Origin of the sequence: Rhodococcus sp. IEGM 1366 (assembly GCF_033142425.1) — a bacterium.
GTDB lineage: Bacteria > Actinomycetota > Actinomycetes > Mycobacteriales > Mycobacteriaceae > Rhodococcus_F > Rhodococcus_F globerula.
In genome coordinates this window covers 1-26,150 of the sequence record NZ_JAWLRZ010000020.1, presented here as the reverse complement: position 1 = coordinate 26,150, position 26,150 = coordinate 1, and the positions used below count along the sequence as shown (strand labels likewise).

The window sequence follows — 26,150 nt, the reverse complement described above, 5'->3', positions numbered from 1 at the left end:
GACAGCGAGTTGCCGAACTGGTTGGTGACGTAGGCGCGGGCACCGTCGGGGCTGATCGCCACCCCGGACGGAAACGCACCGACCGCGATGATGGCAACGATGTCGTTGGTGATGGTGTCGATCACCGACACCGAGCGGCTGTTCTGGTTGGTGACGTAGGCGCGGGCACCGTCAGGGGCTATTGCCACCCCGTACGGATTCGCACCGACCGCGATGATGTCAGCGACAGTGTTGGTGATGGTGTCGATCACCGACACCGAGTTGCCGTAGTAGTTGGTGACGTAGGCGCGAGCACCGTCAGGGGTGATCGCCACCCCGGACGGAAACGCGCCGACCTCGATCGTGTCCGCGATGGTCCGGGGCCACCACGCATGCGGGTGGGGTCGTTCGACGGTGGCGATGGTGGTGTCCCCCTTCGAAGGTGGAGAGTGTCAGATGGTTTGTGTACGAGCGATCTGACACGAATGGTGCATCATCGGGACCTATGCCTGTTGACAACAGTCATGTTCACAACATCATGCACCCCACAGCGCTGAACCGCGTGCCAAAGCTCATGACTTCGAAGCCTTGATAGCGTCGAAGGTGGTACTCGACAAAGGTGACAGCCAAGATCGACGCCGGTCATCTGCAGATGACCGGCGAAGGCGGCTTTCTACAGGAAATGGACTCCACACCGAACTGTCCACGCACCTCGGATACGACCAAAGTGACAGACCTGCGGCTTCACAGCGACGGAAATAGCGAGGACCTCGGCAGTCGGAGCAAAGGGTGGACGAGAACATTGCTGCATGCAATTCACAGTCCGGTGTTGACGACGGTTGAAAACTGGTTCTGGCCCAATTTCCGTGACGGCTCGCTCTACCTTCGCCGCGCGTGTCGTTCCGGTAGGGCGTGGATCGTGCGGGAGATGATCGTTCTGGTGTTCTGAGAACTGTTGTGACCTGCGTGTACTTCTTCCGCATCTGTCGGGCGTCGACATCGATTCTGTCGATGCGACCGCAGGTGGAGTCCGTATTCGTGCGTCGCCGTTGCCTGTTTCGGCGAACTGTCCGACCTGCGGTGTTTCCTCGAAACGGGTCCACAGTCGGTACGAACGCATGCTCGCCGATACGGCTACAGCTGGCCGATCGAGTTACGTCGTATTGCAGGTGCGTCGGTTTCTGTGCTCGAACAGCGGCTGTGACCGACGCACATTTGTCGAGCAGATCGACGGACTGACCACGGCTTACGCACGGACCACTCCGCTGCTGCGCGAAATCCTCGAGAAGATCGCGCTGGCGTTGGCCGGACGAGCCGGATCGAGGTTGGCGTCTACGCTGGGAGTTTCCCTCGGACGCTCCACCTTGTTGCGGCTGCTCCGAGCGTTACCTGATCCGCCCACGACCACTGTCGAGGTGCTTGGTGTCGACGACTTCGGGCTGCGAAGGCGGCATCGGTACGGGACTGTTCTGATCAACATGGACACTCACCGGCCGGTCGATGTTCTCACCGACCGGAAAGCCGGCACCGTCGCCGAATGGCTGCGGGCGCACCCAGGAACCGAGGTGATCTGCCGCGACCGCGCTGGCGCATATGCCAAAGCAACCCGTGCTGGGGCGCCTGAGGCGATCGAAGTCGCCGACCGCTGGCACCTATGGCACAACCTCGCCGAAGCAGTGGAGAAAACCGTTGCAGCCCATCACCATTGCCTGAAAAAGGAGCCCGCGTTAGCCTGAACCTTCGATCGAACACACCCCCTCGGCACAACTGAGGATGATCGCCGAACAGGTACACGCCACCCGTCAGGAGAGTTCGATACTCGCCGTTCGCACGAAGAATCGCTTCGAGGCGGTCACAACTCTCAAGAACGAAGACATGGGAATCAGAACGATCGCACGGCAACTTGGACTGGCACACGAGACCGTTCGTCGTTTCTACTACACGAGCAGTGTCGATGAATTACTGGGCGTAGCGCGGGCCGGCATGTTGTCACGCACCGTGGAACGCGAAAGCTGCTGCGCCCCATGCTCGTCGGCCAGCGTGACGAGGATTCAGTAGGCGTGTGGCGTTGTTTTCGTGGGGCGTCGATATCGGCGGTGAGCATGCCGTCGATCGCATCGAGTCTCCATCACTGCCCTCCACCAGTTGTGGCATCTGAGAAAGCCAGATGTCACAACTCGCGGCTCAAGCTGTCATAAACACCCGGCTCGGCCCCCCGACCGCTACCGTGCCTAAATTCGCTTCGGTGACACGGGCAGGTCCGGCTCCAGAGTCGGTGCTTCGGCAGGCTCACTGCCGATGTCTTGGAGTTCCTGATCGGAATGGTCGGTTCCGGCCAGCACTGAGAATCCCGTCACCAGCAGCGCGACGATGATGTATAGCCCTAACAACCAGACCTGACCGGATCCGGCCGCAATGAGCGCGGTCCCGATGAAGGGCGCTGTGCCTCCAAAGATCGCGGTCCCGAGTTCCCGGCCAACGCTGACACCGCTGAAGCGCACGTTGGACGTGAACATCTCGGCGACCAGTGCGGCCATCGGCCCGAAGATGAGATCTTTGAGAATCGGCAATCCGATGATGATGGCCACCCAGATCAGCAGGGTGTTCCTAGTTTGGAGCAGCCAGAAGAACGGAAACACGTAGAGGATCGTCAGTGCCACACCGGTGAGCATGACCTTTCTACGGCCGACCCGATCGGACAGCCAACCCCAGAACGGAATCGTCACCAGCTCCAAGGCTGCGGCGAACCCGATCGACCAAAGCAGGACCGACTTGTCGATGTCCAGGCGTGAGGTCCCGTACGAGAGCACGAAGGATTGAATCAGGTAGCCCCACACGCTCACCCCCATAGCGACACCGATGACCCGAAGAATCGCACGAGGGTGGGTGCGCAGGGTTTGCAGCAGCGGGAAGCGAACGGTCTGCGCGTCCTTTTTCAGCTTGTTGAAGACCGGCGTTTCCTCGAGGCGGGAGCGGACGACGACGCCGAAGACGGCGAGCACAATGCTGGCCAGGAACGGGATACGCCAGCCCCAGCTCATGAACTGAGCGTCCGGCAGCATCGAAACGATTGCGAACACGACGGTGGCCAGGACGAATCCGCCACCCGTGCCCATCGACGGGATCGCCCCGAAGAAGCCACGATTTCGGCTGCTGGTGTTCTCCATCGTGAGCAGGGCAGCACCCGCGAACTCCCCGCCGACCGCAAATCCGCCGATCACCCGCAGCACGACGAGAAGAATCGGTGCCAACATCCCGACCTGGTCATACGTCGGAAGACACCCGATCAGCGCCGAGCTCACCCCCATCGTGATGAAGCTGAACATCAGGATGGGCTTTCGGCCGATCCGGTCCCCCAGATTGCCGAGGACGAAACCACCGAGGGGTCGTGCGAAGAATCCGACACCGAGGGTGGCGAAGGATGCCAGGGTTCCGGCAACCGAGGCGTCCCCGAACATCAGCGGGCCGAAGATCAACGCGGCGGCCAGACCGTACAGGTTGAAGTCGTACCACTCCAGAACGGTGCCGATCGTGCTCGCCACCATGACCCTGGAACGCGAGCTTCGAGGCGATCGGCTCACGTCGGTGCCACCCCGATGATCCTGGGAACCCCTAGGCATAGCTGGGCTGGTCGACAGAGGTGGAAGGCAGCACGTTGCCGTTGTCCCGCAACAATGCCCGCAATTGCTGGACATCCACGTCGCGGACCGAGGACTGCTCGCGCAGGGCCAGGGCGGCAGCAGTTCCGGCAGCCTCGCCGATTGCCAGGCAGGTGCCCATCACCCGAGCTGAGGCGAACACCGTCGAGTCGACAGAGATGGTGCGTCCGCTGAGCAGGAGGCCGTCGACACCTTGGGGAACCAAACACCCATAAGGAATACCGAACGGCTTTTCGATCACCGAGAGGTCGATGCCATCGCCGGTACCGGAATGGATGTCGATGTTGTATGCCGACTGAGCCACGGCCAGCTCGGCTGTCGCATTGTCCTCGAGACTGTCCATGGTCAGCCGGTGCTCGCCGCAGAAGTGGCGCGTCTCGCGGATACCCAACGCCGGGGCGATCTGAGAGATCTCCACCTCCTCGAAACCCGGGACACCACGCATGAACTCGACGATTTCCATGATCTGCTGATAACCGGTTTCCAGGCCGGCGGACAGTTCCAGCGGATCGGCAGCGTTGATCCGCGTGACGCGGGAAGTGTTGATCGCCAGGAACCGTTCCGAGGCCGTGCTGATGTAGATGAACTGGTTCCGCGGAACAGTGAAATCGCCGGCTGCCCTAGCCTTTTCGACCTGTGCAGTCAGGCCGATGAAGCAGTGGCCGCGTGTTTTGCGCAGGAAGTCCACGGTGTAGCCACCGGCGTACTCTTCTTTGATCCCCATCTCCTCGGGATGCTCGTCGAGGAAATCGAAGAATCGATCCAGGTCGTGTCCGGTGACTGTGAACATCAGTGTGCTCGGCTGCATGACCTGGGTTCCGTCCTGGCCGAGTTTGTGCGGCACGCCGGCCAGGTAGGCCAGATCGCCGTCGCCGGTGGCATCGATGAAAACGTCGGCATTGATGATGGTCTTGGTCAACTTTCCATACACCGTCGCAGCCCGCACGGCGCCGTCCTCGACGGCGACATCGAGCAGTTCGTTGTTGAAGAGGATGTCGACCCCTGCTTCGCGGCACATCTGCACTGCGATGATCTTGACCAGGTCAGGCGACACCGGCGTGATCGAGTTGTGCACCGGGCATGGGAAATGCCCCGGCGATCCGCCAACCTCGACAAGTCGGTCGATCAGCTCCTGAGCGATACCGCCCAACGCTTTGTTCCCCGAGCGGTCCAGGTACCCGAGGATCCCCAACCCTGAGGCTGCGGCACCGCCCAGCGCTGAAGTCCGCTCGACAATGATCGTCCGAGCACCGGCACGTCCCGCCGCGATCGCCGCAGACAGTCCGCCCGGCCCTCCCCCAATCACAGCGACGTCGTACTCGACAGAGTTTGTACGCAATGTGGCTGACACATTTACCTTTCCTGCCCGTCCAAGGGGCGATGAGTTGTAGGGATGCCGTCCTCACTGCACACCCGACAATTCGTTGAGAAACCAGTGAGAAATCGATTTCCCAGAATGTAATGACCGTCACGCCCGATGTCAATGGGGGGCTTGATCGATTCCTCGGATATCGTTCGACCTATGGAAACGGGTCCGCGCGGGAACGTCGGATGACGAACGGGAACGCAACGCTGCGCGAGGTCGCGGACGCTGCCGGAGTGTCGGTCCCCATCGCATCACGGGTACTCAACCAGGACCCGACCGTCCGAGTCCGGGACGAAACCCGCACGCGCATCCACCAGACCGCGGAGAAGCTCGGATACACCCCCAACCACGTCGCTCGCTCACTGCGCGGCTCCCGGTCGGGCGCGATCGGGCTGATCATGCACGGACTCGACAGCCCGATCAACGTCAGCGTCCTCGACGGCGCGCGCGGGCGTTGCGCGGGCGCAGGATACGTCACCCTCCTCGCAGAGGCCAAGGAACTGGTCACCGACCACAGTCAATTGCGAACATTTCTCGCCCGTGGGCGACTCGACGGGGCGATCCTGCACGCCGGCTACGGCGAGGGCGACCGGCTCATCGAGCAGATCTCCAAGACCATTCCTGCCGTCCTGGTCAATGCCGAAGGAGGCGGAGCTGTACCGACTGTCCGACTCGACGACGGCGCCGCCGGAGCCATGGCGACACAGCATCTACTGGATCTCGGACACCAAGAGATCTCCTTCATCGGCGGCAGCAAGGACTCGCAAAGCTCCATCCGACGCGAGACCGGCTACCGCAAAGCCCTCGAAGCGGGCAGTGGCGCAGGCAAGATCGACATCATCCACGCCAACTGGTCCGCCGAAGGCGGCACAGCCGCGACCAAAACGCTGCTCCGGCGTAGGACGTTGCCCACCGCGCTCGTGGTGGCCAACGCAGTCACCGCTGCCGGCGTTCTGAGTGCGCTGCGTGACGCCAAGATCGCTGTACCAGAAGAGATTTCGGTGGTGGCGATCCACGATCCCTGGTTCGTCCGACATCTCTCGGTCGCGCTGACTACCGTGCGGCTCCCGCTCTTCGAATTGGGCTCCACCGCCGCCGCCATGCTGCTCGAGAGCATCGCCGGAAATCAGCCGGGTGACGCCTTCCTCGATGATCCACCACCCGAGCTGATCGTGCGCCAGTCCACCAGGCATCCGCGGGTCCGCCAGCCCTGACGGTGTTTGGCTACGCTCACTCCACTGGCGGTCGAGTTGTCCGGGGCGGCGGCAGCGACAAATTCGATGTTCCCGGCGGCTACGGCCACCGATTCTCTATGGCTAGGCGAGTCGGGCAGCGAAATCCGTGGATTCCGCTACCGGGGCGAGTCCGCTCTGCTGCGCCTCGGCGACGCTGCCCTCGACGAGTTGGTGGAGCGAACGACACTGTTCGCTAAAACCGATCCGATGCAGAAGGCGCGGATTGTCGAGTCTGTGCGGCGGGTTGGTCACGCGGTCGGATTTCTCGATGACGGCGTCAACGACGCACCGGCGTTGCGGGCCGCCGACGTCGGAATCTCCGGCGACACCACAGCCGATATCGCTCGCGCAGCAGACATCATCCTGTTGGAGAAGGACATCAAGTTCTCGAACAAGGCGCCACCGAAGGCCATCGTACGTTCGGGAACATTCAGAAGTACATCAAGATGGCGGCGTCGTCGAACTTTCGACCGTCGTTCACATTCGGATCCACGAGCCACATATTCAGAAATTGCTCGATCACATCGAAAGCGTCAGCGGCTCAATCTTCTGGGATGCACAACTACAGTCGGTCACGCGTCGACCTCTCCGAGACCAAGACCGGTCACAGGCGCTTTCGGGCGAGTCTCGAGTAGCGTCGTGTGGCTAGACGGAACGCGGCAGGTCGACCACAGGGCCACCCGCAGGCGCGCGACTAGAGTCGACGTATGAATCGCACCGACCGGCTGTACGCACTGGTCGAAGAACTTCGCGCCGTCGCCCCGCGGCCCCGCAGCGCCCGACGACTCGCAGAAAAGTTCGACGTGAGCACCCGCACGATCGAACGGGACCTGTCGGCATTGCAACAAGCCGGCGTGCCCATCTGGGCAGAACCCGGCCGCACCGGCGGCTACTGCATCGACACCTCGCACACACTCGCCCCGCTCGGATTCACCGTCGACGAAGCGCTCGCCGTCACCATCGCACTGGGCATGCTCTCCACCAGCCCCTTCCACACCGCAGCAACCTCCGCACTACGCAAAGTCGTCGCGGTGATGGACCAGAGCACACTCCACGAGACAGCCGAACTCGCCTCACGCATCCACCTGCTCGACGACGGCCCCGTCCCGGACGCCCCGCCCGAACTCGCGGGCGCTCTCCGCTCGGGGAACGTGCTGCGAATCACGTACCGGGATCGAGGCGGCGCCGACACACTTCGCGACGTCGAGCCCCTCGGCTATGTCGGGAAGGGGCGGGACTGGTACCTGATCGGCAGGTGCCGACTCCGCGACGGCATTCGCGCGTTCCGAGGTGATCGCGTGATATCGGCGGAAGCCACCGGCGAGCGGACGCCTCACCGATCACTGCGAGCAGAAGACCTCGATATCGCCTACGGCACCCTCCGCTCCGTCAGCACCGGTGAGAAAGATTCGCAAACGCCGACATAACGTTGTCGCCGGCGCGGCGCACCATGGAGGCAACGGGTCGAACGACCCGCCCGAAAGGACCACCATGGACTTCGCATCTATCCGCATCATCACCGACGACATCGAACGCCTCGCCCGATTCTACGAGCTCGTGACACGAACGCCCGCGATCCGACCCGCTCCCGTGTTCGCCGAATTCCGCACCGCCGCAGGCACGCTCGCGATCGCCAGCACCGCGACCGTCGCAATGCTCGGCGAACACACCCCACAGCCCGGCCGCAACGCCTCGGTCCTCATCGAATTCCTCGTCGCGGACGTCGACGCGGAGTTCGCTCGCCTGCAGGCGGCACTGGACGTCATCGTCCTGGAGCCGACCACGATGCCCTGGGGCAACCGGTCCGCGATGTTCCGCGACCCTGACGGAAACCTGGTCAACCTGTTCGCCCGACCTACCGCCGAACCCCGATAACGCGGCTCGCGCTCGCCCCGCCGAATAAGAACGAACCCGGCAGCGTAACCCACCGCGGACGTGGCGGAGGTGCAACTGGCACACGTGCACCAACGCCCCCGCATGTCGCGTAGGCTCGAGCGCCGGCCGATGCGACGGGGGGTCGATGGCACCATGTTGTTACCGACTGTAAACCGTTCGCGGCGTTGGCCATTGATCACTTCATCGTCACAGAACGCCTCCGCCTGCGCCTTCGCCTTTACCCGGTACGCGGCGCGCGATCGCCACCGAGAACACTGATGAGGTCACTGTTTTCAGGTTGCGACGCGGCGCGGTCTGCGCTTTGTTGTCGACGGTCCAAACTTAACCCTGGACGAACCAGTGCACAGACTTTCCGTAAGCTTAGATCCAGCGCCGACGCCCAACCCATCCAATTTCGTATTACACTAATTTGTATGCCTGACGAAACGATCAACGGTCAGCCCGTCACGGACGAGATGATCGAGCAGTGGGCAGACGAAGCAGAGATCGGTTACGACGTCGAAAAGCTGCGCAAGCGCGGCAGACCCACCCTCGGAGCCGGCCCCGGCATTGTCGTGCCCGTGCGGATGGATGCCGCATTGCTCGAAGCGTTGAACGCCCGCGCAGAACAGGAAGACGTCTCCCGATCCGAAGCGATCCGAGAAGCAGTGCGCGCCTGGACCCAGGTCGCGTGAAGGCACATAAATCCGCACTCAAACACGGAATCAGCGAAGACGCCGGCACTACGCAGCAGAGCACCACGTGTACATCGCCGATCTCGACGACGACAACCCCGCCCGCCAATTCCGCCTGGGCTTCGACCCCAACGGCCGCCTCCTAGAACTCGTCGTCCTGCGCTTCGACAGCGGAAACGAACTACTCATACACGCCATGAAAGCCCGTTCCCACTACCTCGACCTCCTGCAATGACCCTTGCCCACACTGCACCGGGCTTTGGACTGTGGATGACGATCGACGAAACACTCTGATTGTCAGCCCCCACATCCGTTCACCCACGCATTCAGGGAGTCAGTACGATTCGACCGAACACCTGCCCGTCGTCCATCCGTTGGTGCGCTTCAGCGGCCCGCTCGAGCGGAAGGACATCATCGACGACCGCGTGAAGTTCACCGCGAGCGGCAGCATCGAAGTACTCGGCGCGAACGCTGTCGCGTACGACTATCGGTACGGTGTCGAGGCTGAATGTACCTACAGAGAGGGATCTTTGGAACGACGTCATCAACGTCGTTCCGAAATCCTGAGGAGGTGGTCCACCGACAATTCCGACGAGAACGAGTCGGCCGTTCGGTGCCAACCGCTCGATGAACATAGGCAACGCATCACCAGCGACAATATCGATGATCACATCGAAAGCCTCAGGCCCGTCACCATTCCCACCGCGGTCGAGCACATGAGTTGCGCCGAGATCGCGAAGCCGCTCGCCGCGGGTCGAAGATGACGTCGTAACTGTGACCGAGCCCTTCCGGGACGCGAGCTCCACCGCGGCAATACCGATACTTCCCGCGGCGCCGCGCACGAGGACCGACTCCCCTGCCGCAAACCTGGCCTGCTCGAGTGCAAAATGCGCTACGGGAGCGGCACTTCCGAGAGTCACAGCATCGACGCTGGAGAGTCCGCCGGGAAGGGCAACGACATTCTCGACCTGTACTAGCGCCTGCTCGACGTAGCCGCCGCCGGTTCCGGTGAATGCCCAGACCCGGCGGCCGATCCAACTCTCCTCGACGCCGACGCCGACCTGCGTAACGACTCCAGCGACCTCACTCCCGGGGATGAACCCGCTCTCGAAACCGTAGCTGTTCAGCGTTCCTCTACGAATGACAGCGTCGACCCCACCCACTCCGACGGCCTCGGTTCTGATGAGGACCTGCCCGGCCCGCACTGCAGGCTCAGCCAAGTCGATGACCTGCATGCCGTCAGCGTCACCGAATGCCTGGATCGAGATCGCTTTCATGAATCCGACGGTAGTGGACGACCCCGTCCGTTTACGTAAAGTGAGAAGCATGACCGACGGTTTGACTCAGATCCTGCGCACCGACGCCAAGGAGAACCGCGACCGCATTGTGGAGGTGGCACGTGAGGTATTCGCGTCGGACGGCCTCGGCGTCTCCATGCGCGAAATCGCCCGTCGGGCAGAGGTCGGCCCCGCCACCTTGTACCGACGCTTCCCAACCAAGAAGGATCTGATTCTCGAAGCGTTCATGGACGAGTTCAACACCTGCCGCGACATCGTTCGTACCGCATGCGATCACTCCGACGCGTGGCGCGGATTCTGCTACGCGATCGAGCAACTAAGTGAACTCAACGCCCAGAACCAGGGCTTCACCGAAGCCTTCACCTCCGAATACCCTGGCACGGTCGATCTTCTGTCCCATCGAACCGAAACGCTTCGAGCTTTCACAGACCTCGCCCGTCGAGCGAAAGCGCAAGGCGAACTGCGACATGACTTCGTCATCGACGACCTCATTCTAGTCCTCACAGCGAATCGAGGACTCTCGACGATGCCGCCGCGCGACCGCATTCGAGCCGCTCGGCGTTTCGCAGCACTGATGATCGACGCATTCCACACGGCGCCGACCAACCACACACTGCCACCCTCACCCTCACCCGCACTCACACGGTCGATAATCGCGTCACGGACAGGACCTACTGACTAAGTGATCAACTGAACCGTAGCGACCGGCACCGAAATACGGATACCCTTGCACCGGACACGACCAGAATGGCCTGGCGGGCAACGAATTGCCGGACTTCACAGCCAGGAAATTCACTGCAAGGCACAACACATGCGGTGCCGACGGCGGACTAAGAATCGTTCTAGCCCAATTTCCGTAACGGCTCCACCTTCGCGCCACCTGTCCGTCGGACAGGACTTACCCCAACGGCGTTGACGGCTCCGACGAACCCGGCACAGAGGTTCCAGTCGAGGCGGCCGGTGCGGGCGTTGTCACCGATCACTGCGACGGAGATCCCCTGATCGACCAGCTCACTGGTCAGGTCGAGCCAGGAGAACTAATCGAGATGAAGCGACCGGCGCTCAAAAGGTCGCGGCACTCAACAGGCCCACAACCACGGCCACGACCGCCAGTGCCGCGGCCGGAGGTGCGCCCGGAAAGTCTTTGACGCGTAGATGCGCGGCGACTGCGCCGAGAAAGTAGAACGTCACACCCACCGCAGCAGCGACACCCAATGGGCCCCAACAGGATCCGGCGATGAGGCCGACCGCCCCGGCGATCTGAACCACACCGAGGAACGGCAACATATTATCGGGCAGGGCAAGGGTGGACATCTGTGCGACCAGCCGCTTCGGTCGGATGAATTTAGCTGCGGCGGAGGACAGAAGTACCGCAGACAGGAGTGCGGCGAGAATGACATAGGCAATGAACATTGTGGGCCTTACTGCTTTGAGTTCGGCGATGAGGTCGAGTTGTGGATCACGGATCTGCCGACTGTCGGATGCGTCAGCCCGAGCTGCCGCGCACCGCGGGGGCGACGCCGTTGGCGAAACTCTCGATCGACTTCAGGACGTCAGTGCGTGGCAATCCACCGAGGTCGATCAGTCCGATGAAGCGACTGACACCGAGCAACTGGTGTTGCGCAGCAAGCTTTTCCGCGATCTCTCGGGCGCTGCCCACCAGTAGGGCCCCGTCTGGGCCGGCCAGCGCGCCGAAGGTCGATCGGTCGAGATGTGCGCCGCGGCCCGCTGCGAAGTAGGAGCGGTAGTGGGGGTAAAAGGTCTCTCGGGCGCCCTGCGAGGTGGCGCCCACGTACAGATGGCTCGCCAGCCCAACTCCCAGCGTGGAGGGCGAGTGCCCTGCAGCCTCCGCGGACGACCAGTACAGATCGACCGCCGGCTTGGCCCGTGCCGGACTGCCTCCGAGGTGCGCCAACGTCATCGGCAGACCCACACGGCCTGCGCGACCAGCGCTGTCCAACGAACCTCCGACGCCTACCCTCACCGGCAGCGTACGGTCCAGGCGGGGAATGACAGTCGCCCGATCGAGTGGAGTCCGGAACCGTCCTTCCCATGTCATAACCTCTTCGGTGGTGAGTACGCGCAGCAAGTCCAGCTTCTCGGCAAACACCTCTTCGTACTGTGTGCCGTCGACACCGAAAATGTCGAACGGCTCGGCGTAAGCACTACGACCTGCGGTGATCTCCGCTCGCCCACCTGAGACCAGGTCGAGTTGGGCGAAGTCCTGGTAGAGCCGTACCGGATCAAGCACGCTCACCACCGAGACAGCGCTGGCGAGGGTAATCGACGAGGTGCGAGCAGCAATGGCAGCAAGAACGATCGCAGGCGAGGACACGACGAATCGAGACGTGTGGTGCTCTCCGACGCCGAACACGTTGAGTCCGAGCTGATCTGCCGACACCATAGTCCACGATGTCCCGAATACGGCGCGGCGCGGTCTCTGGTGAATTCATGTCGGCGAGGGAGTAGATACCGAATTCGATCTCGGCATTCGGAGCAGTCAATGGCATGCGTATGACACTAGAAAGTCGATAGGTACCAACAGGTACCCTTCGGAATATGAGTCTTCGTCCCGGTAGCGTGTTCCTCGCCGATTGCCCCGCGAGGCTGGCCATCGAGATCATCGCCAACAAGTGGGCCGTGGTCACTGTCTTCGGGCTGAGCGACGGTCCACTTCGGCATGGCGAGTTGGCGGAGCTGATCGGCGGGATCTCGCGCAAAGTATTGACACAGACGTTGCGCCGGCTTCAGGACCACGGACTGGTCGCACGTCAGGTGTACGCCGAAGCCCCACCACGCGTCGAATACAGCCTGACTGAACTAGGACGCACACTCGAAGAACCCATTAGAGCCCTGACAGCGTGGGCACGAACCAACGGCGAGGCCATCGCAGCGTTGCACGATGTCACCGAAACCGACGAAATCTGAAGCCCAACAATATATTCGCCCGAGCGATGATTCTTTGCCTCGGTGCAGCTACCTACCTATCGCAGGACGCCACGAAACATCACCATGATCAGGACACCCCGTCCAGTAACGCGCACTCGACGATCGACCAGGATCTCCAGGCACCCCGCACACCCGAAGGTGTTGGTACGTCACTTCCGTTCCCGACGAATCGAGAACCAAAATCGTCCTGACGTAGCCTGCGCACCGAATGTTCATGCAACGCCGTCACTTTCGGCGAGACGGCGTCGAAGTTCTTCGCGCTCTACGCGGTCGACGGCGCCGCCCGTGGGTCGGTCTCACCACCCCTGACGTTCTCAGCGCCAGCCTGCACGTCGTCCGCGTCGTCGTGCCCGGATGTCTCACCAACGCCCGCCGCCGGACTACAATTTCTCCGCACACCGCAACTGCGCGACAGCCTTTCCGGACGACCAGCACGCACCCTCCCCGTGCCGCACTGACAATTCAGGAACCGCTACGGCGACTACTCGTCGCCTCTGCCTGCAGCCTCGGGCGCTTGCCCCAATACTGTCATCAACATCATTCTAAACCCATTGACATACAATATCTTTCATCGACTACCGACGAAAGACCGGCACTACACCCACCTCGGGAAACAATCTAAACCCGCCCGCAAGCCACAAAAAATGGCCCGTCTGATCGTTCGTCAGTAACGACCAGACGGGCCGTGCGCACCCTCGCTGATAGGAAAGAGCACGCAGTCCACGGTTCGCTCAGACCAGGTAGCCAGCCGTCGGCATCGCCGAGAACTTACACCAGTCAGATCAGCGACGTCCCCGCCAGAACCTTATCGTCCCGGTGAACTCTGCCGCGCGCAGGACCCTGCCCGCCGAATGCTTGCTCCGAACACGTAATCGCGAACTCACCGAACAGATCGCTCTTGCTTCGTCACAAATCCAGCAACTCAGCTTCGAAGCACACCAACTTCGCTCAGAACTCCATCAACGCGCCGCCATCACCAACCTCTTCACGCCAGGAAAAAGACCAATCAGAAGCCCGTTCAGGTGCGTTCTGCTACCGCAGGCCTCGTTCATCGAAACCGTCATAAAAACAGCTCCTCTCGCACCGCGTCCCGAGTCGACACTGAACCTTTTTGGCACACAGCATCATCCGACACCATCAGTTCCCATTCAACGCCCGCACGGAAGGCGCGGCGGCACAGCAACCGGCCTTCGCCTCTACCCCGGATACCGCGATTTCCGGGACCGGAATACTCGCCTACAAATCTGGCACTCTCAATTGCAGAGTGCTAATGGGTGTGGTTATCATGTTCTCGCACAGTGAGTTCGGTCGACCGCCACAGTGGCGGGGACCATTCTTTTTCACGACATGGGAGGTGTGTTGCTGTGCTACGTTTCGATCCTTTCACCGACATCGACGCATTCACAAAATCCGTCCTCACAGCAGGAACCGGCAACAACCGCAGTCCACGGTTCATGCCGATGGACCTCTACAAGGTCGATGACCAGTACGTCCTGCACGCCGATCTTCCCGGCGTCGACCCAGGGTCGGTGGACGTACACATCGACGGTTCGACCTTGACGTTGACCGCGCATCGCAGCGCCCTCTCCGAGGAGGGTGTGAACTGGCTGGCGAGCGAACGATTCGCTGGAACGTACAGACGGCAACTGTCCATCAGTGAGGACATCGATGCCGAACAGATTGTTGCCTCGTACGACAACGGCGTATTGACGGTGACCTTGCCGATCGCCGAGAAGGCGAAACCGCGACGGATCGAGATCTCGTCGGGCCCGCCCTCCCGTACCGAAAACGCCGAGGCGAAACAACGGGTGCAGATCGAAGCCTGACCCGCCCGGCCAGACCTACTCCCTCCAATGGGGTGATATGCGAGGACAGAATACGTTCTCGGGTATCACCCCACTATCGTTCGAGCCCACCACCGCACACATCCGACAAACGAATCCGAAAGAAACAGTACGAGAACCCTTTTCGATATAAATGCATCGACCATCCCTCCGCACGAACAGTCCAACAATCCCGGCAACACCGATCCCGGGACCCTCACACGCACCTCACCCTATTGGTGGGATCACGAACGTCCGATCACCAGCAATGAATACAGCGACACGGCATTGATGGCCACAACCCCGCAACAACAGGGTTGGGAAGGCTTCTAATCAAGCCACCGAAGCTAAGTCAGAGCCGGCGTCGCCGCCGCAATCGATGGACAATTCCCCACAAGTGCACTCCGAGAGGCAAAGCAGTCCCTGAGTCACATAGATTGCAGCGACGATACCGATCCTGTCAGCCGGCCCAGGCCAGCCGCTATCAACACTTACAGGCAGTCCCGGATGCTCTGATCGTGATCGGCGCGCAAACCTGTTGCGTCAAACAGGAGGATCGTCTCGGCACCACCGACCTTCGAATGACTCTGGATAGGCGTTCGTTGCAGAGGCTGTCGGTGTTCGGTTTCGCCCCGGGTATCACCGAAAGAAATGCCGCTTCGAGCGGCCACTGCCGAGAGGCGCAAGACGGGCACCGACCGTTGGGAAGCCGCTGCACATCTTTTCGGTGCCAGCGACTTCACCTTGCGCGGGTCGGTCAGCGCCTGCGGGAAAGTCGACTGGCGGATGTGCAGTATTTTCAAACGCACGGTATTTCTCAGGTGTCGGCGGCGCGCACACTTGCCAGGAGTTCCTCGGCGACGACCCGCAATTTCGTGTTGCTACGTTGGGATTTCTCGACCAGCATCTCGAATGCGGCAGCGGCATCGCCCCCGTGTACCGCGATCAACACTCCCTTGGCCTGGTCGATGACCGCACGCGAATCGAGGGCACGTTCAAGCTCGAGGGCGAGCTGGTGGGCACCGCGATAACGTTCGGTGCTGCTGATCGCGTAACCGGCAGCGGTGGTGAACAGATTCATCAATGCTACCTCCGACCTGGCAAAACCATCCGGGCGAGAGCCGTACAAATTCACAGCCCCGGTACGCACACCGGGCTCGAGCTGGGGCAGTGGAATCGACAGAAAGCTCGCCACGCCATAGGTTCTCGCCTCGGTAGCGAAGCCGGGCCACCGCTCCAAGGCAGCGTTGTGGTCCGCGACAACGATCTCCGCGCTCTCCATGGCCTCGAGGCTCGGCCCCGCTCCGCTGCGGTACTGGAGTTCGTCGATCATCGCGACGGCTTGTGCGGTCAGCGCCGCCGTCGAGGCACTGCCTTCCTGGTCGAGAACAGTCACCCCTGCCATGTCCGCATCCTCGACCAGCTCGACCACATGCTCACACAGCCGGTTCAGATATGTTTCGACGTGCTCGGCCGGGTTCAGAGCCAGATACAAATCTTGTAAGGCCTGCGCGGCAGCGTCGAGCGGAGGAAACCACCGATCGCCTGTCGCTGCGCCGGGTACAGCATCCATCTCACACCTCGCCATACTCCCAGGAGACCTCACCGGGCTACAGGTGAATCGATCTCCAGTTGAAGGTGCATACCGGGTGTCCCGGACCTGGTCGACCGAAACGCAGTAGTCGACAGGGCTCACCGGCGCCGAGGTGTGAGTGCACATGCCGGTGAACCCGTGCGCCCCGTTATACGCGTGGAGCGCTTCGGGACGACCATCCCCAGCGAATCGGTGCCCCGGTATTGCGGTGGCTCTCCCTTGCCGCGTATCACAGGTATCCAAATTTTGTGCCGTTCGAAGCTACCGTCGTCCAAACGGAAGAAGTTCAACGCCGGTGAAAGTCAAGGCGCGCAACCACAACCGAGGCGACGCACAACACAAGTAGAAGCAACGCAACATTGACCATCGTGTCTCCATCCGATGTCGTCTTCGCCGGCGACACAACCAGAGAGTGAACGAAAGTCAGGTGGCAGACGAGGCTAGCCTGTCGAGGAGCAATTTCTTGCCGATCTCCCCACCTTCGCGACTCTCGCTTTGAGCTTTGCGGAACAGGTTCGTGCGACGAGCGACGAACCGGTCCAACCGGTCAACTCCTATGCCGTCCGGGTGCTCGTGATTCCCTTCGGGCCCTGCTTGTGGCCGGCGCGGCGATCAGGGTGCGCCGCTATGCGGAGGTGTCGTCGGCACTGCCGGTGGCGCCTCCTTTTGCGGGCGGCACCTCCGATGGCGTCGATTGTGCGGGTGCGGTCGGCGTCGGCGTCGCGGCCGTGATCTCGGGTTGTGACCCGGTCTTTGCTTCTGCCTTCTCCGGCCTGTGCGTCAGTTCTCCTAGCTTGTCGCGCGACCAGGACCACACGTCGCCAGCTGCTCCTCCGAGCATCCCGGCGGCATGTTTGGCGGTGTGTGCTGCCCCGCCGACCATGGTCCGGGCGGTGGTGGCGTTGAGGACCTCGAACACAGCCGGTGTGGGTATCTCCTGGGGGAGCTTCGGCTTGATGTGTTCGTCGAAGAAGGCGTCGTGATCGGCCTGGGTGTCCCAGATCTCGGAGACGGTGAGGCCGTCGCCTTCGAGAAATGCGTAGTGAGCGACGAACCCCTTCGCCGACTGGAGCTCGTCCAGGGTGACCTCCGCGATCGCCGAGTACTGATCGACAGTCATGCCGGGTGCGTGGTGACGAATTACGACAGACATGCTCTTTCTCCTTCCTGACAACGTTTCTGACAGCGGGTTGGAACCCAACAGGTCCACTGAAAGTCGGCAGCATGATCATGGCTTGGGCGGGCTTGTTGAGCCTCCTCCCGGAGTACCCGGAATAGGCGCGCGTGAACAGGCAGGGACGTGCAACTCCGCCTGGTTACTGCCGTACCTCGAACGCCGCGAGGCACTGACCACGCTCAGCATCGAGAACCTCCGATGGTGAGCGATGAATAGGGCGTGCCAATACGGATGTGTTTGGCCGTGCCGTGCGGAACAAAGACACCGACGACATGATCGACGGCGCGCGTCGGACTCGGTTCGATAAAGAACTGGCTGCACAAAGATGAAGAACTGGCTGCACAAAACAGCCAAAACCAAAACTACACCAACAGAACATCCAAAGTTTATGCCACACAACAACATCCAAAACATCCGAAAAGGCACCACCCACCGCACCGCCGAGCAGCAAACCTCCGGGCCCCAAAACCCGTCCAGCACCCGCCTCCACGAACACACAATCCTGGGACGTGTCAGCTCCGCAGGTCAAAACTCAAAACAGCGAACCTCACCCCACCCGCCACCGAGCAACAAGCCCCACCAAGATCTACGACCCGCCCCGGAGCGTGTTCGTCATCCGGGATGACGCCACACTTCTGCGGACTCACGATGCACCAATCATGTTGATCATCATGTCGATCCGGTTTGTGATGCGCTCACCGTAGCGATTGCCCCGAACCCGCATAAAAAGGTCAGTGGCTGCCGCATCGCGAGCGAGAGCGGGAAGGTTACCTGCGGTACCGGTCGATCATTCCGGTCAGACATCCCACCCCACGGGGTTGGCGCAATGTACGCGAATCTCCTGCGGCCACACACCGTTCTCGCGCATCCAGCCAATGACCAAGCGTGTGGTGTCGCCCCCACGTAGGTCGTGATCAAGCGACAGCCGTTGCACCATTCCGAAACACAGTGCGTCGATTGCCCCTGCGCTCGTCTTTGCCCACACCCATCCATCGGGCGGCGTACGTGAGTCGTCGACCCAAAGGTCCATTCTGCAATCCTTTTGACGCGTCAAACCGAGTTTGTCAGTGATCGAATCTGGAGTGGACGCCCGACTCAAGTCATGTAAGTCTCGATCTCCGAGAGCAGTACGTCCACCCGAACGGAGGTCGTTCGGCCCAACCAGGAGCAACTCTGGCGGTTTCGGATTCGATCCCATCGGCTACATAACTGTCGTGGCGATCCCGGGGCGCGAGGTTTCGCCGCAGGCCTCCCCTACCGGCTGTCATTCGCCGAGGGGCGGGCTTTCTCGAACTACGCATCGGCCGACTCGGTGCGTATGGCTCACCGGCGTACCGCGCTCACCATGCTTTGCGTCGGTGGGGCTTTCGCCTCACTCCACGAATCCCTCCACCCTGGGGTAAGTGCATCGCGGCAAGACGACGCGCACCCGCCGGTGCTCCGCGGTCACAGGTTGCGCGCTGGCGGGTCCACCCCGAACACACCAAGAATTCCCCGTCCCAAGGCCATTTCAGACGACACAACAGAGATCGGCCCGGTTGCTGTGGGCCGGTCCTCTGCGCGACTACCAATCCACGTTCACGCGAACCACAACAACGCGATACGCGTCCTTGACCTCAAGACGCGAAGTGATCGCCCCATAAGCGGCTGTTGTCTCCCCCAGCATGTATTGCACGGCACTCGAGAGCGCCGCATCGCGCTCCAGCTGGACGTCCGGGTCCGGGTAGCGTTCCTCGATCGACTCTGCTGCGCGCACGAGAAGCGCCTGTTGCGCTGCGTCCAGCTCTGTCCAGACATCGCCCGCCCAGTCTCGAAGATCCATTTCATCGCATGAAACTGCAGCGACCGGGTCCCGGGTGCGGTGTGGGGTCGGCCGCGCAGGACGTCGCCGACGTGGATGGGAGCGACGAAGTGCACGTCGAGGTGCACTGTTGCCGTGGTGGGGCGCCGCCGTGCGCGCGGGCCGCGATGCCGAGTGCCCGGTCGTCGAACGTCATCACCAGCCCGCCTTGCACGATTCCTCGCCGGTTGCAGTGCTTGTCCTGGCACACGACCGCGACCTCGGTCTGACCGCCGTCGGTACGGGTGTGGAAGGGGCCGACCAGGGCGATAAAACCGTCGTCGATTACCTCGGTCCATCCGTCCTCGGTTGACACCGCTGCGGCACCGTACCCAGTTGTCACTTGATGGCGGTGGCGTTGGCTGGCGAACCGACGCCGCCGGTGAGGTTGAGGGCTTTGACGGTCAGCAGGCATTCGTACCGGCAGTCCCGGGCGCAGTCCTCGCCAAGTTCGTCGAGTTCGTCGAGTTCGTCGAGTCGGCCGTCGCGAGCCCTCCGGCGGCGCGGGCGCCCGCTGGGTGCTCGCGGTATTTCTGTCGGGAATCGATCGCTATCGGACACCCGCCCTGAATGGCGCATTCAACCTGGTTGCGTCGAAAACCCGTCTCGGAAAACTATGTCTAAAAACCCAAGCCGGGGCATTCTCGACACTGGCGATCGGCTACGCACGAGTCTCCAGCGCAGACCAGAACCCCAACCATCAGGTCGATGCGTTGCGCCGCGCCGGCGTGGCCACCCAGAACATCCACGTCGATCACGCAGGCGGGGCGAAAGCCTCACGGCCCCAGCTTGATCTGGTGCTGCAGCGGCTGCGCGAGGACGACGTCCTGGTGATCACCCGACTGGACCAGCTCGGACGGTCGATGCTGCACCTAACTTCAGACACGAATGCGTGTTGGAGAACACGACAGAAGGCAGCCGGTTGGCCGGTACGGCAGACGCAGCGATGAATCCGGGACGCAGAGCCTGGCCGTCGACGATCACGAGGTCCTTGACGCGTCCCGTGATATATAGCTCGCCGTCGACGTAGACGCCGAAGTCACCGGTACGCATCGGGGACTGCCCCCGGTTTGGTTGACATCTGACCTGTGAAGATCAGTCTTCACGGTGAAAGGATGTACATCATGCCGAAGCCGTTCCCCGAGGAGTTCCGCCGCGACGTGGTCGCGGTCGCCCGCAAACGCGAGGCCCCACTTTTCCAGATCGCGAAAGACTTCGGGGTCAGTGAGGCCACGCTGCACAACTGGCTCAAGAAAGCCGACATCGAAGACGGCAACCGACCAGGAGCGACCAAGGAAGAGTCCGCTGAATTGCGCGAACCCAAGAAGCGCAATCGACTGCTCGAGCAGGAGAACGAGGTACTGCGTCGGGCCGCGGCATATCTCAGTCAGGGCATTCTCCCAAAATGATGTTCCCGCTGGTCCGCGACCTCGCCGTAGATGGAATTCCCGTCACGGTGACCTGCCGGGTGCTCGGTTTCTCGACTCAAGCGTTCTACAAATGGCGCCAAGATCCTGTGACACAAAGGGATTGGGACGATGCACATCTGGTCAACGCCGCCTACGAAATTCACGCTGACGATCCGGCTTTCGGATACCGATTCATCGCCGACGAATTACCTGGTCGAGGCATCATCGCCGGCGAGAACCGTGTCGCCCGGCTGTGTTCGCAGCAACGGATCTGGTCGGTGTTCGCGAAGAAACGAGGACTGAACAGGAAATCGGGTCCACCCGTCCACGACGACCTCGTCGCCCGCAGGTTCACGGCACAGAAGCCGAACCAGTTGTGGCTCACCGACATCACCGAACACCGGACCGCTTGGATTCCAGCGATCGTCGCAACACCTACTGGAAGGTGTGGCGGTGGCTGGGAAAAAGTACACGGATCAACAGAAGGAAGAATTCTTCCGCTTGCTCGACAAGGGTGGCGCAGTCCGCGCCGCAGCGCGAGCGGTCGGCGTTCATGAAACCGCAGGCTACAACTGGTTGCGGAAGACAGGGCTGACCATGGCGCGGGCGGCGCCGCGCACCTACCCCGCAGAACTGAAAGCTGAGTTCTTGCGACTCGTTCGCGAGCGGGAAATCATCTCGACCGTTGCTCATGAGCTGGGGATTCATCGGCCAACCGCTTATGCATGGGCGCGGAAAGCAGGGATATCGACCAGCGAGGCACGCAAGGTCAACCCGCGGCGTGAAGAGTTCCTACGCCTGCGAGCTGCTGGACTCACGCGCGTAGAGGCCAGAGCTCGCGTCGGGGCCGATGCCCGATCGGCGACCGACTGGGACAAAGGCATCACGATCATCAACCGGGGGCGCGTCTATCCCGACGGACGGGTGGTGCGGTACCCGGTGAAGAACAATGACGGTGTGCCAGAACGAAGAACCCGCGCGCGATCGGCGGAAGCGTCGACCTCAACGTCGTCGAGAAGATCATCCATCCCGCTACCTCAGCCTGCTCGAACGCGAGCAGTTGCGGGATCTACGGCGCGCAGGGTCGTCGATCCGGGCGATCGCGTCAGAAATGCGACGCGCACCATCGACGATCAGCCGAGAACTCAAGCGCAACACCGTCTCGGTGAGGGGATATATGCCTCACACCGCGCATCGGTTGTCCGTGAAGCATCGGGCCAGGCCACGGCAGGCGAAGCTGGTCACCAATGCCGAGCTTCGCTCCTACGTCCAAGGAAAACTGGCAAAAAGGTGGTCACCGCAACAGATCAGTCACCGACTGATCAAGGACTTCCCAACCACTCCACAGATGCGTGCGAGCACCGAGCCGATTTATCAAGCGATCTACGTCCACGCCCGAGGCGAACTCACACGAGAACTCGGAAAGCGACTGCGCCGCGGTCGAATTGCTCGAAAACCACATAAGCAGCCCGATGCCCGCCGGCCCAGGTTTGTCGACCCGATGAACTCCATCAGCAATCGGCCGGCAGAGGTCGACTCGCGAAAAGTTCCAGGACATTGGGAGGGCGATCTCATCATCGGCGCGCTGGGTGGATCGGCGATCGCGACACTAGTCGAACGCTCCTCCCGCTTCGTGATGCTCGGGCACCTCGGACGTGAACGGACCGCCGAAGCCGTCCGAGACTCGCTCATCACCACCGTCCATAATCTACCCGCATCACTGCGAGGAACACTGACCTGGGATCAAGGCGCCGAGATGGCCGAGCACCGCGCATTCGCCACCGCGACCAACTTCGACGTCTACTTCGCAGACGCAGGCGCTCCCTGGCAGCGCGGCAGCAACGAGAACACCAATGGGCTTCTCCGCCAATACTTCCCGCGCGGTACCGACCTGGCAGCGCACAGCGTCGACAAACTCTTGGCCGTCGCGGAGGAACTCAACGACCGACCCCGGAAATCGCTCGACTGGGACACCCCTGCAGAGCGGCTGAGTGCTTTACTGGCAGTCTCTTAATCACGAGTGTTGCGACGACTGCTGGAATCCAAGCCGATACCGGAAAGCTGTACTTGTGCGCGATCAAGGACGGGCGGTTTCAAGAACCCAGCGCAACACTGCTGATGAGTTCGTTCAGTTTCTCACGAGGGGTATGGAATCCGTGAATCTTCCGGGGGCGGTTGTTGAGCTGCTCGACCATTGCCTCGATCGCGTCGTCGGAGACGTTGTTGAAGTTAGTGCCCTTCGGATAGTAGTCGCGGATTAGGCCGTTCAGGTTCTCGTTCGAGCCTCGTTGCCAGGGCGAATGCGGGTCGCAAAAGAACACGGGGCATCCGGTCGCGATCGTGAAGTCTTTATGTCTCGACATCTCCTGCCCCTGATCTAGGTCAGAGTTTTCCTGAGATGTTCCGGGAGGCGCATGATTTGGTTGTGGATGACGTCGATCACGGTGGCCAAGTCGCGGACGCCGGGTAGGCGTTCTATCAACGCGAAGCGCGTGTTCCGCTCCACGAGCGTGACTATCACGGAGTTTTCTGGCCCGACAACGAGATCGCCTTCCCAATTCCCAGGGACAGCACGATCGACTGCGGAAGGGGGCCGGTCCGTGATCCGGGAGCCCGCTAACCACGGTCGGACATCGCGGGATGGCAACCGTGAGGCAGGTTTTCGGCGAGAACGACCTGAACGCAACGGCTTGGCCACGGTCAATTCGTGCCACAACGATCCCCGGCCCTGGACATAGAGGGCTTGGTAGATCGTTTCGTGGGACACCCACAACTAAGGCTGGTTGGGGAACATCATCCGTTGCCTCCCGGCGATCTGCTGCGGAGAATGCTTCTCGTTCAAGCCTGTGACGACGAGTGACCGCAGCTCATGGCAATCAAGTTTGCGTGCCCTCGTTCTCACGCGCGAGCGCATCGTGTGGTGATGCGCGACCCCGGCATGGTATCTCGTCTCCCGCGACCCGCCGCGCCCTCGCCCGGTCTCGACTCTGTGACGTCCAAACTCCCGCGAAATTGTGGACGCGGCAACGTCCAGGTGCCGGCCGATCGCTCGCATCGACCACGCGGGCGTGCTGTTGATCGCCATCTCGATGAAGACACGGTCCTCGTGAGTCAAGCGACGGTATGCGCGTTGAGGATTCAACGCTGACGTTGATGTAGTGACAGGCTCGATACCGCCTCGGGCTCCCATACGGATCACCATGCCCGCCAGCCTGGCCCACTCGACGACCGCTCCCGTGTTCACACCGAATCGGCTCGCGGTTTCCTGAGCTGACACACCCACAAGAAGCATTGAATACGCGATACACCGATCGTTCCACGAAACCGTCACGACAACCTCCGAATGAAGGTGTTGCGTTGGCTCCTTGAAACCGCCACGTGTATTCGAACAAGATTGTCGGCTATTCGATCGATTCGCAAATGAAAGCGTCACTGGCTGTCCGTGCACTGACCAATGCCGTCGCTCTCCGGGAGCCCGCCGGGACGATCGTACATTCCGACAGGGGCAGCCAATTTCGGTCGAGAAAGTTCGTACATGCATTGTCCGACAACGGTTTACAAGGCTCCGTGGGAAGAGTTGGGGCGTGTGGCGACAACGCGGCCATGGAATCTTTTCTCACTGCTGCAGAAGAACGTCCTCGACCGACAACGGTGGTCGACTCGGGAACAGCTGCGGCTGGCGATCGTGACCTGGATCGAGAAAACCTACCATCGCAAACGTCGGCAACGACGCCTCGGAAAGCTCACACCGATCGAGTTTGAGACAATCACCCAGACCGCATTCACGGCCTGAAACTATCAACCCCACAAGTCAACCGAAGTGGGGGCAGTCCCTCGAGTTGGCTTCCGCCGGCGTGCCCTCGGTGTGGCTGTCTTCGCTAAACCGGTTGTCGAGCTGTTGTGGAAGGTTTCGGCCGTCTCGTCAAGGCGTCCCCAGTAGCCGATGCCTCCAGCATGGGAGATCAATAACGCGCAACTTGTTCAATGCATTTGAAAATTCTGCAAATAGTTTCGGAAACGCGAGAACTGTGTGCAAGCATCGGCGTCCCTACGCTCGAAACACGCCGCTAGTTGTCGCAGGTTTGAGGAGGATTCGGATGCAGATACTCAGTCCGGGCACATACATTGCGCCCGTCACCGTATTTGACGAGCACGAGGAACTCGATCTGGTGTCGCAACGCTCATATACCGAGTATCTGCTCAACGACGAGAAGATTGATGGCCTTCTCGCGTGCGGATACACCGGCGAGATCGGAAGCCTCACTGAAGCTGAGCAACTGTCCATCGTGCGAACGCTTGCAGACGCAACAGCCGGACGAGTCCCGCTGATTTGCGGATTACGTCCGACCTCGACTAAGCACACAATCGACTTCGGTCGCGCTCTCCATGAGCACGGCGCCGATGCACTCCTCATCAATGCGCCGTTCAACATGCTCACTCGTTCTGGCTTTGCGGGCGACCCGCAGTTGGCCGTCGAATTCTATCGCGCCGTGGCGGACGGCACCGGCACTCCCCTGGTCGTATTCCAGTATCCGGCCGGCACCGGACAGCAGTACCCGCCGGAACTGCTCGCCCGTATCTGCGAACTCCCCGGCGTCGTTGGCGTCAAGAATGCTGGTTCGGCGAGCAGCTACGCAGCCGACTCATCTGCGGTGGGAAATCGCGCCGTCATGATCGCTGACAGTAACGCTTACGACGTGGTCGGGATGGCTGCAGCAGGCGCAGAGGTCCTTCTCGTGGGGATCGCCAATATTGCACCGTCCTTGTGGCGACGATTCCACGAGTTCACAACAGTTGGCGACTTCACTAGCGCCATAGAGCTAGCAAACCGTCAGCTCCGCCCGATCATCGACACCTTCGGCCCTCAACACCAGACAACGGGATCATTCGTCGCACGCATCAAGGAAGGGCTCTACCAACAGGGCCTGATCCCTGCGAGCGTCGTACGCGCCCCCGAACCTTCAGCCACCATCGGTGATCGCGTCGCGGTCGCCGACCTACTGCGACGACTAGGCCTGATTGCCGCCCCCGCCGACGCGTCGAACTAAACATCAAACTGATATAGAGGAGGTAGTCATGACCACCGACCACGCAGCCGGTGCCTCGCACCCAGTCGATGGAGCACCGTCCGCTGAACCGCCCCAAACCTCTGCCCCACCGCAAACCGATCGGGCGACTCTCCGGCGAGTCGTTATTTCCGGAGCGATTGGCAACTTCGTCGAGTGGTACGACCTGGCGATTTACGCGTATG

The 26,150-nt window shown here is 61.4% G+C and carries 26 protein-coding genes and 6 pseudogenes; 18 read left to right on the top strand and 14 right to left on the bottom strand.

The features are described from left to right. Positions 1–314, bottom strand: a 314-nt coding sequence (locus tag R4P64_RS32715) for a YncE family protein (protein ID WP_411742753.1), incomplete at its 3' end; no start/stop codon positions are given. A gap of 284 nt (positions 315–598) precedes the next feature. Here R4P64_RS32715 and R4P64_RS32710 point away from each other — a divergent pair. After that, a complete protein-coding gene (locus R4P64_RS32710; RefSeq protein WP_317824309.1) occupies positions 599–928 on the top strand; it encodes a hypothetical protein in 330 nt (109 codons plus the stop codon). Positions 929–1,028: 100 nt separating this feature from the next. Next, a complete protein-coding gene (locus R4P64_RS32705; RefSeq protein WP_317824308.1) occupies positions 1,029–1,715 on the top strand; it encodes an ISL3 family transposase in 687 nt (228 codons plus the stop codon). A 495-nt stretch (positions 1,716–2,210) separates the two neighbouring features. Here the strand turns inward: R4P64_RS32705 and R4P64_RS32700 are convergent, their stop codons facing one another. Together R4P64_RS32700 and R4P64_RS32695 are read right to left on the bottom strand one after the other, a co-directional pair. Further along, a complete protein-coding gene (locus R4P64_RS32700; protein WP_317824307.1) occupies positions 2,211–3,560 on the bottom strand; it encodes an MFS transporter in 1,350 nt (449 codons plus the stop codon). Positions 3,561–3,591: 31 nt separating this feature from the next. Continuing rightward, entirely contained in the window at positions 3,592–4,989 is a 1,398-nt protein-coding gene (locus R4P64_RS32695) for an FAD-dependent oxidoreductase (protein ID WP_317824306.1), read from the bottom strand. 200 nt (positions 4,990–5,189) lie between these two features. On the opposite strand from R4P64_RS32695, the gene R4P64_RS32690 reads away from it, so the two are divergent. The 6 genes and pseudogenes from R4P64_RS32690 to R4P64_RS32665 all read left to right on the top strand — a co-directional run bounded on the left by R4P64_RS32690 (position 5,190) and on the right by R4P64_RS32665 (position 9,044). Next, positions 5,190–6,218 carry a LacI family DNA-binding transcriptional regulator gene (locus R4P64_RS32690; protein ID WP_317824305.1) on the top strand — a complete coding sequence of 343 codons (1,029 nt, stop codon included), beginning with the start codon at positions 5,190–5,192 and terminating at the stop codon, positions 6,216–6,218. 6 nt (positions 6,219–6,224) lie between these two features. Beyond that, complete coding sequence (locus R4P64_RS32685) at positions 6,225–6,950, top strand: hypothetical protein (RefSeq protein WP_317824303.1); 726 nt, start codon at positions 6,225–6,227, stop codon at positions 6,948–6,950. Continuing rightward, positions 6,947–7,666 (top strand): helix-turn-helix transcriptional regulator, encoded by a 720-nt coding sequence (locus R4P64_RS32680; RefSeq protein WP_317824302.1) that lies wholly within the window; start codon positions 6,947–6,949, stop codon positions 7,664–7,666. The genes R4P64_RS32685 and R4P64_RS32680 overlap by 4 nt, the downstream gene beginning before the upstream one ends. A 64-nt stretch (positions 7,667–7,730) precedes the next feature. Further along, positions 7,731–8,114 carry a VOC family protein gene (locus tag R4P64_RS32675; protein WP_317824301.1) on the top strand — a complete coding sequence of 128 codons (384 nt, stop codon included), beginning with the start codon at positions 7,731–7,733 and terminating at the stop codon, positions 8,112–8,114. Between the two features lie 434 nt (positions 8,115–8,548). Then, positions 8,549–8,809, top strand: coding sequence for a CopG family transcriptional regulator (locus tag R4P64_RS32670; RefSeq protein ID WP_317824300.1), 261 nt, complete (start codon positions 8,549–8,551; stop codon positions 8,807–8,809). Further along, a pseudogene (locus R4P64_RS32665) lies at positions 8,806–9,044 on the top strand (toxin). The gene R4P64_RS32670 and the pseudogene R4P64_RS32665 overlap by 4 nt, the downstream one beginning before the upstream one ends. Positions 9,045–9,135: 91 nt before the next feature. Here R4P64_RS32665 and R4P64_RS32660 read toward each other — a convergent pair. Continuing rightward, positions 9,136–10,086, bottom strand: coding sequence for a zinc-binding dehydrogenase (locus R4P64_RS32660; protein ID WP_317824299.1), 951 nt, complete (start codon positions 10,084–10,086; stop codon positions 9,136–9,138). Positions 10,087–10,135: 49 nt separating this feature from the next. Here R4P64_RS32660 and R4P64_RS32655 point away from each other — a divergent pair, with 49 nt between their 5' ends. After that, positions 10,136–10,789, top strand: coding sequence for a helix-turn-helix domain-containing protein (locus tag R4P64_RS32655; RefSeq protein WP_317824298.1), 654 nt, complete (start codon positions 10,136–10,138; stop codon positions 10,787–10,789). Positions 10,790–11,169: 380 nt separating this feature from the next. On the opposite strand, the gene R4P64_RS32650 is transcribed toward R4P64_RS32655, so the two are convergent. Beyond that, complete coding sequence (locus R4P64_RS32650; RefSeq protein ID WP_317824297.1) at positions 11,170–11,520, bottom strand: DoxX family protein; 351 nt, start codon at positions 11,518–11,520, stop codon at positions 11,170–11,172. Between the two features lie 73 nt (positions 11,521–11,593). Beyond that, the gene (locus R4P64_RS32645; RefSeq protein WP_317824296.1) at positions 11,594–12,508 is read right to left on the bottom strand and encodes an LLM class flavin-dependent oxidoreductase; all 915 of its coding nucleotides are present in this window, start codon (positions 12,506–12,508) and stop codon (positions 11,594–11,596) included. Between the two features lie 158 nt (positions 12,509–12,666). On the opposite strand from R4P64_RS32645, the gene R4P64_RS32640 reads away from it, so the two are divergent. Next, entirely contained in the window at positions 12,667–13,035 is a 369-nt protein-coding gene (locus R4P64_RS32640) for a helix-turn-helix domain-containing protein (protein WP_317824295.1), read from the top strand. 1,385 nt (positions 13,036–14,420) lie between these two features. After that, positions 14,421–14,882, top strand: a complete 462-nt coding sequence (locus tag R4P64_RS32635) for an Hsp20/alpha crystallin family protein (RefSeq protein ID WP_317824294.1) — start codon at positions 14,421–14,423, stop codon at positions 14,880–14,882. A gap of 814 nt (positions 14,883–15,696) precedes the next feature. On the opposite strand, the gene R4P64_RS32630 is transcribed toward R4P64_RS32635, so the two are convergent. The 5 genes from R4P64_RS32630 to R4P64_RS32610 form a co-directional block, all read right to left on the bottom strand. After that, positions 15,697–16,452 carry a GAF and ANTAR domain-containing protein gene (locus R4P64_RS32630; RefSeq protein WP_317824293.1) on the bottom strand — a complete coding sequence of 252 codons (756 nt, stop codon included), beginning with the start codon at positions 16,450–16,452 and terminating at the stop codon, positions 15,697–15,699. Positions 16,453–17,098: 646 nt separating this feature from the next. After that, positions 17,099–17,626: a hypothetical protein gene (locus R4P64_RS32625; RefSeq protein ID WP_317824292.1), complete on the bottom strand. Its 528-nt coding sequence runs from the start codon at positions 17,624–17,626 to the stop codon at positions 17,099–17,101. A gap of 820 nt (positions 17,627–18,446) precedes the next feature. After that, entirely contained in the window at positions 18,447–18,680 is a 234-nt protein-coding gene (locus R4P64_RS32620; RefSeq protein ID WP_317824291.1) for a cyclic-phosphate processing receiver domain-containing protein, read from the bottom strand. Between the two features lie 534 nt (positions 18,681–19,214). Then, positions 19,215–19,472: a hypothetical protein gene (locus R4P64_RS32615; RefSeq protein ID WP_317824290.1), complete on the bottom strand. Its 258-nt coding sequence runs from the start codon at positions 19,470–19,472 to the stop codon at positions 19,215–19,217. Between the two features lies 1 nt (position 19,473). Next, a complete protein-coding gene (locus R4P64_RS32610; protein WP_317824289.1) occupies positions 19,474–19,833 on the bottom strand; it encodes a PaaI family thioesterase in 360 nt (119 codons plus the stop codon). Between R4P64_RS32610 and R4P64_RS32605 the strand changes: the two genes are divergently transcribed. Next, entirely contained in the window at positions 19,827–20,060 is a 234-nt protein-coding gene (locus R4P64_RS32605) for a hypothetical protein (protein ID WP_317824288.1), read from the top strand. The two genes, R4P64_RS32610 and R4P64_RS32605, sit on opposite strands and share 7 nt — an antisense overlap. Continuing rightward, on the top strand, positions 20,009–20,440 hold the full coding sequence (locus R4P64_RS32600) for a recombinase family protein (protein ID WP_317824287.1): 432 nt from the start codon (positions 20,009–20,011) through the stop codon (positions 20,438–20,440). Before R4P64_RS32605 ends, R4P64_RS32600 begins: the two co-directional genes overlap by 52 nt. On the opposite strand, the pseudogene R4P64_RS34190 reads toward R4P64_RS32600, so the two are convergent. Further along, positions 20,358–20,543, bottom strand: a pseudogene (locus tag R4P64_RS34190) (acyl-CoA synthetase); the annotation flags it as partial. The gene R4P64_RS32600 and the pseudogene R4P64_RS34190 overlap by 83 nt on opposite strands. Positions 20,544–20,614: 71 nt before the next feature. On the opposite strand from R4P64_RS34190, the pseudogene R4P64_RS32595 reads away from it, so the two are divergent. The 3 pseudogenes from R4P64_RS32595 to R4P64_RS32585 form a co-directional block, all read left to right on the top strand. Next, a pseudogene (locus R4P64_RS32595) lies at positions 20,615–21,306 on the top strand (transposase); the annotation flags it as partial. A gap of 40 nt (positions 21,307–21,346) precedes the next feature. Further along, positions 21,347–21,646 (top strand): annotated as a pseudogene (locus R4P64_RS34185) (transposase); the annotation flags it as partial. A 51-nt stretch (positions 21,647–21,697) separates the two neighbouring features. After that, a pseudogene (locus tag R4P64_RS32585) lies at positions 21,698–22,913 on the top strand (IS30 family transposase). 79 nt (positions 22,914–22,992) lie between these two features. Here the strand turns inward: R4P64_RS32585 and R4P64_RS32580 are convergent. Both R4P64_RS32580 and R4P64_RS32575 read right to left on the bottom strand, forming a co-directional pair. Beyond that, positions 22,993–23,262, bottom strand: coding sequence for an IS30 family transposase (locus R4P64_RS32580; protein ID WP_317824286.1), 270 nt, complete (start codon positions 23,260–23,262; stop codon positions 22,993–22,995). Between the two features lie 14 nt (positions 23,263–23,276). Further along, the gene (locus tag R4P64_RS32575; protein ID WP_317824284.1) at positions 23,277–23,405 is read right to left on the bottom strand and encodes a hypothetical protein; all 129 of its coding nucleotides are present in this window, start codon (positions 23,403–23,405) and stop codon (positions 23,277–23,279) included. An 866-nt stretch (positions 23,406–24,271) separates the two neighbouring features. Between R4P64_RS32575 and R4P64_RS32570 the strand changes: the two are divergent. Together R4P64_RS32570 and R4P64_RS32565 are read left to right on the top strand one after the other, a co-directional pair. Then, a pseudogene (locus R4P64_RS32570) lies at positions 24,272–24,692 on the top strand (transposase); the annotation flags it as partial. A 304-nt stretch (positions 24,693–24,996) separates the two neighbouring features. Beyond that, complete coding sequence (locus R4P64_RS32565; protein ID WP_317824283.1) at positions 24,997–25,947, top strand: dihydrodipicolinate synthase family protein; 951 nt, start codon at positions 24,997–24,999, stop codon at positions 25,945–25,947. The last annotated feature ends 203 nt before the right edge of the window (positions 25,948–26,150 follow it).

Excerpts from the sequence above, each read along its gene's own strand:
- R4P64_RS32615 (WP_317824290.1), bottom strand. The coding sequence starts at position 19,472 with ATGGATCTTCGAGACTGGGCGGGCGATGTCTGGACAGAGCTGGACGCA.
- R4P64_RS32680 (WP_317824302.1), top strand. The coding sequence starts at position 6,947 with ATGAATCGCACCGACCGGCTGTACGCACTGGTCGAAGAACTTCGCGCC.
- R4P64_RS32580 (WP_317824286.1), bottom strand. The coding sequence starts at position 23,262 with ATGTCGAGACATAAAGACTTCACGATCGCGACCGGATGCCCCGTGTTC.
- R4P64_RS32565 (WP_317824283.1), top strand. The coding sequence starts at position 24,997 with ATGCAGATACTCAGTCCGGGCACATACATTGCGCCCGTCACCGTATTT.
- R4P64_RS32675 (WP_317824301.1), top strand. The coding sequence starts at position 7,731 with ATGGACTTCGCATCTATCCGCATCATCACCGACGACATCGAACGCCTC.
- R4P64_RS32690 (WP_317824305.1), top strand. The coding sequence starts at position 5,190 with ATGACGAACGGGAACGCAACGCTGCGCGAGGTCGCGGACGCTGCCGGA.
- R4P64_RS32630 (WP_317824293.1), bottom strand. The coding sequence starts at position 16,452 with ATGGATGCTGTACCCGGCGCAGCGACAGGCGATCGGTGGTTTCCTCCG.
- R4P64_RS32625 (WP_317824292.1), bottom strand. The coding sequence starts at position 17,626 with ATGTCTGTCGTAATTCGTCACCACGCACCCGGCATGACTGTCGATCAG.
- R4P64_RS32620 (WP_317824291.1), bottom strand. The coding sequence starts at position 18,680 with ATGGACCTTTGGGTCGACGACTCACGTACGCCGCCCGATGGATGGGTG.
- R4P64_RS32650 (WP_317824297.1), bottom strand. The coding sequence starts at position 11,520 with ATGTTCATTGCCTATGTCATTCTCGCCGCACTCCTGTCTGCGGTACTT.
- R4P64_RS32655 (WP_317824298.1), top strand. The coding sequence starts at position 10,136 with ATGACCGACGGTTTGACTCAGATCCTGCGCACCGACGCCAAGGAGAAC.
- R4P64_RS32660 (WP_317824299.1), bottom strand. The coding sequence starts at position 10,086 with ATGAAAGCGATCTCGATCCAGGCATTCGGTGACGCTGACGGCATGCAG.
- R4P64_RS32670 (WP_317824300.1), top strand. The coding sequence starts at position 8,549 with ATGCCTGACGAAACGATCAACGGTCAGCCCGTCACGGACGAGATGATC.
- R4P64_RS32640 (WP_317824295.1), top strand. The coding sequence starts at position 12,667 with ATGAGTCTTCGTCCCGGTAGCGTGTTCCTCGCCGATTGCCCCGCGAGG.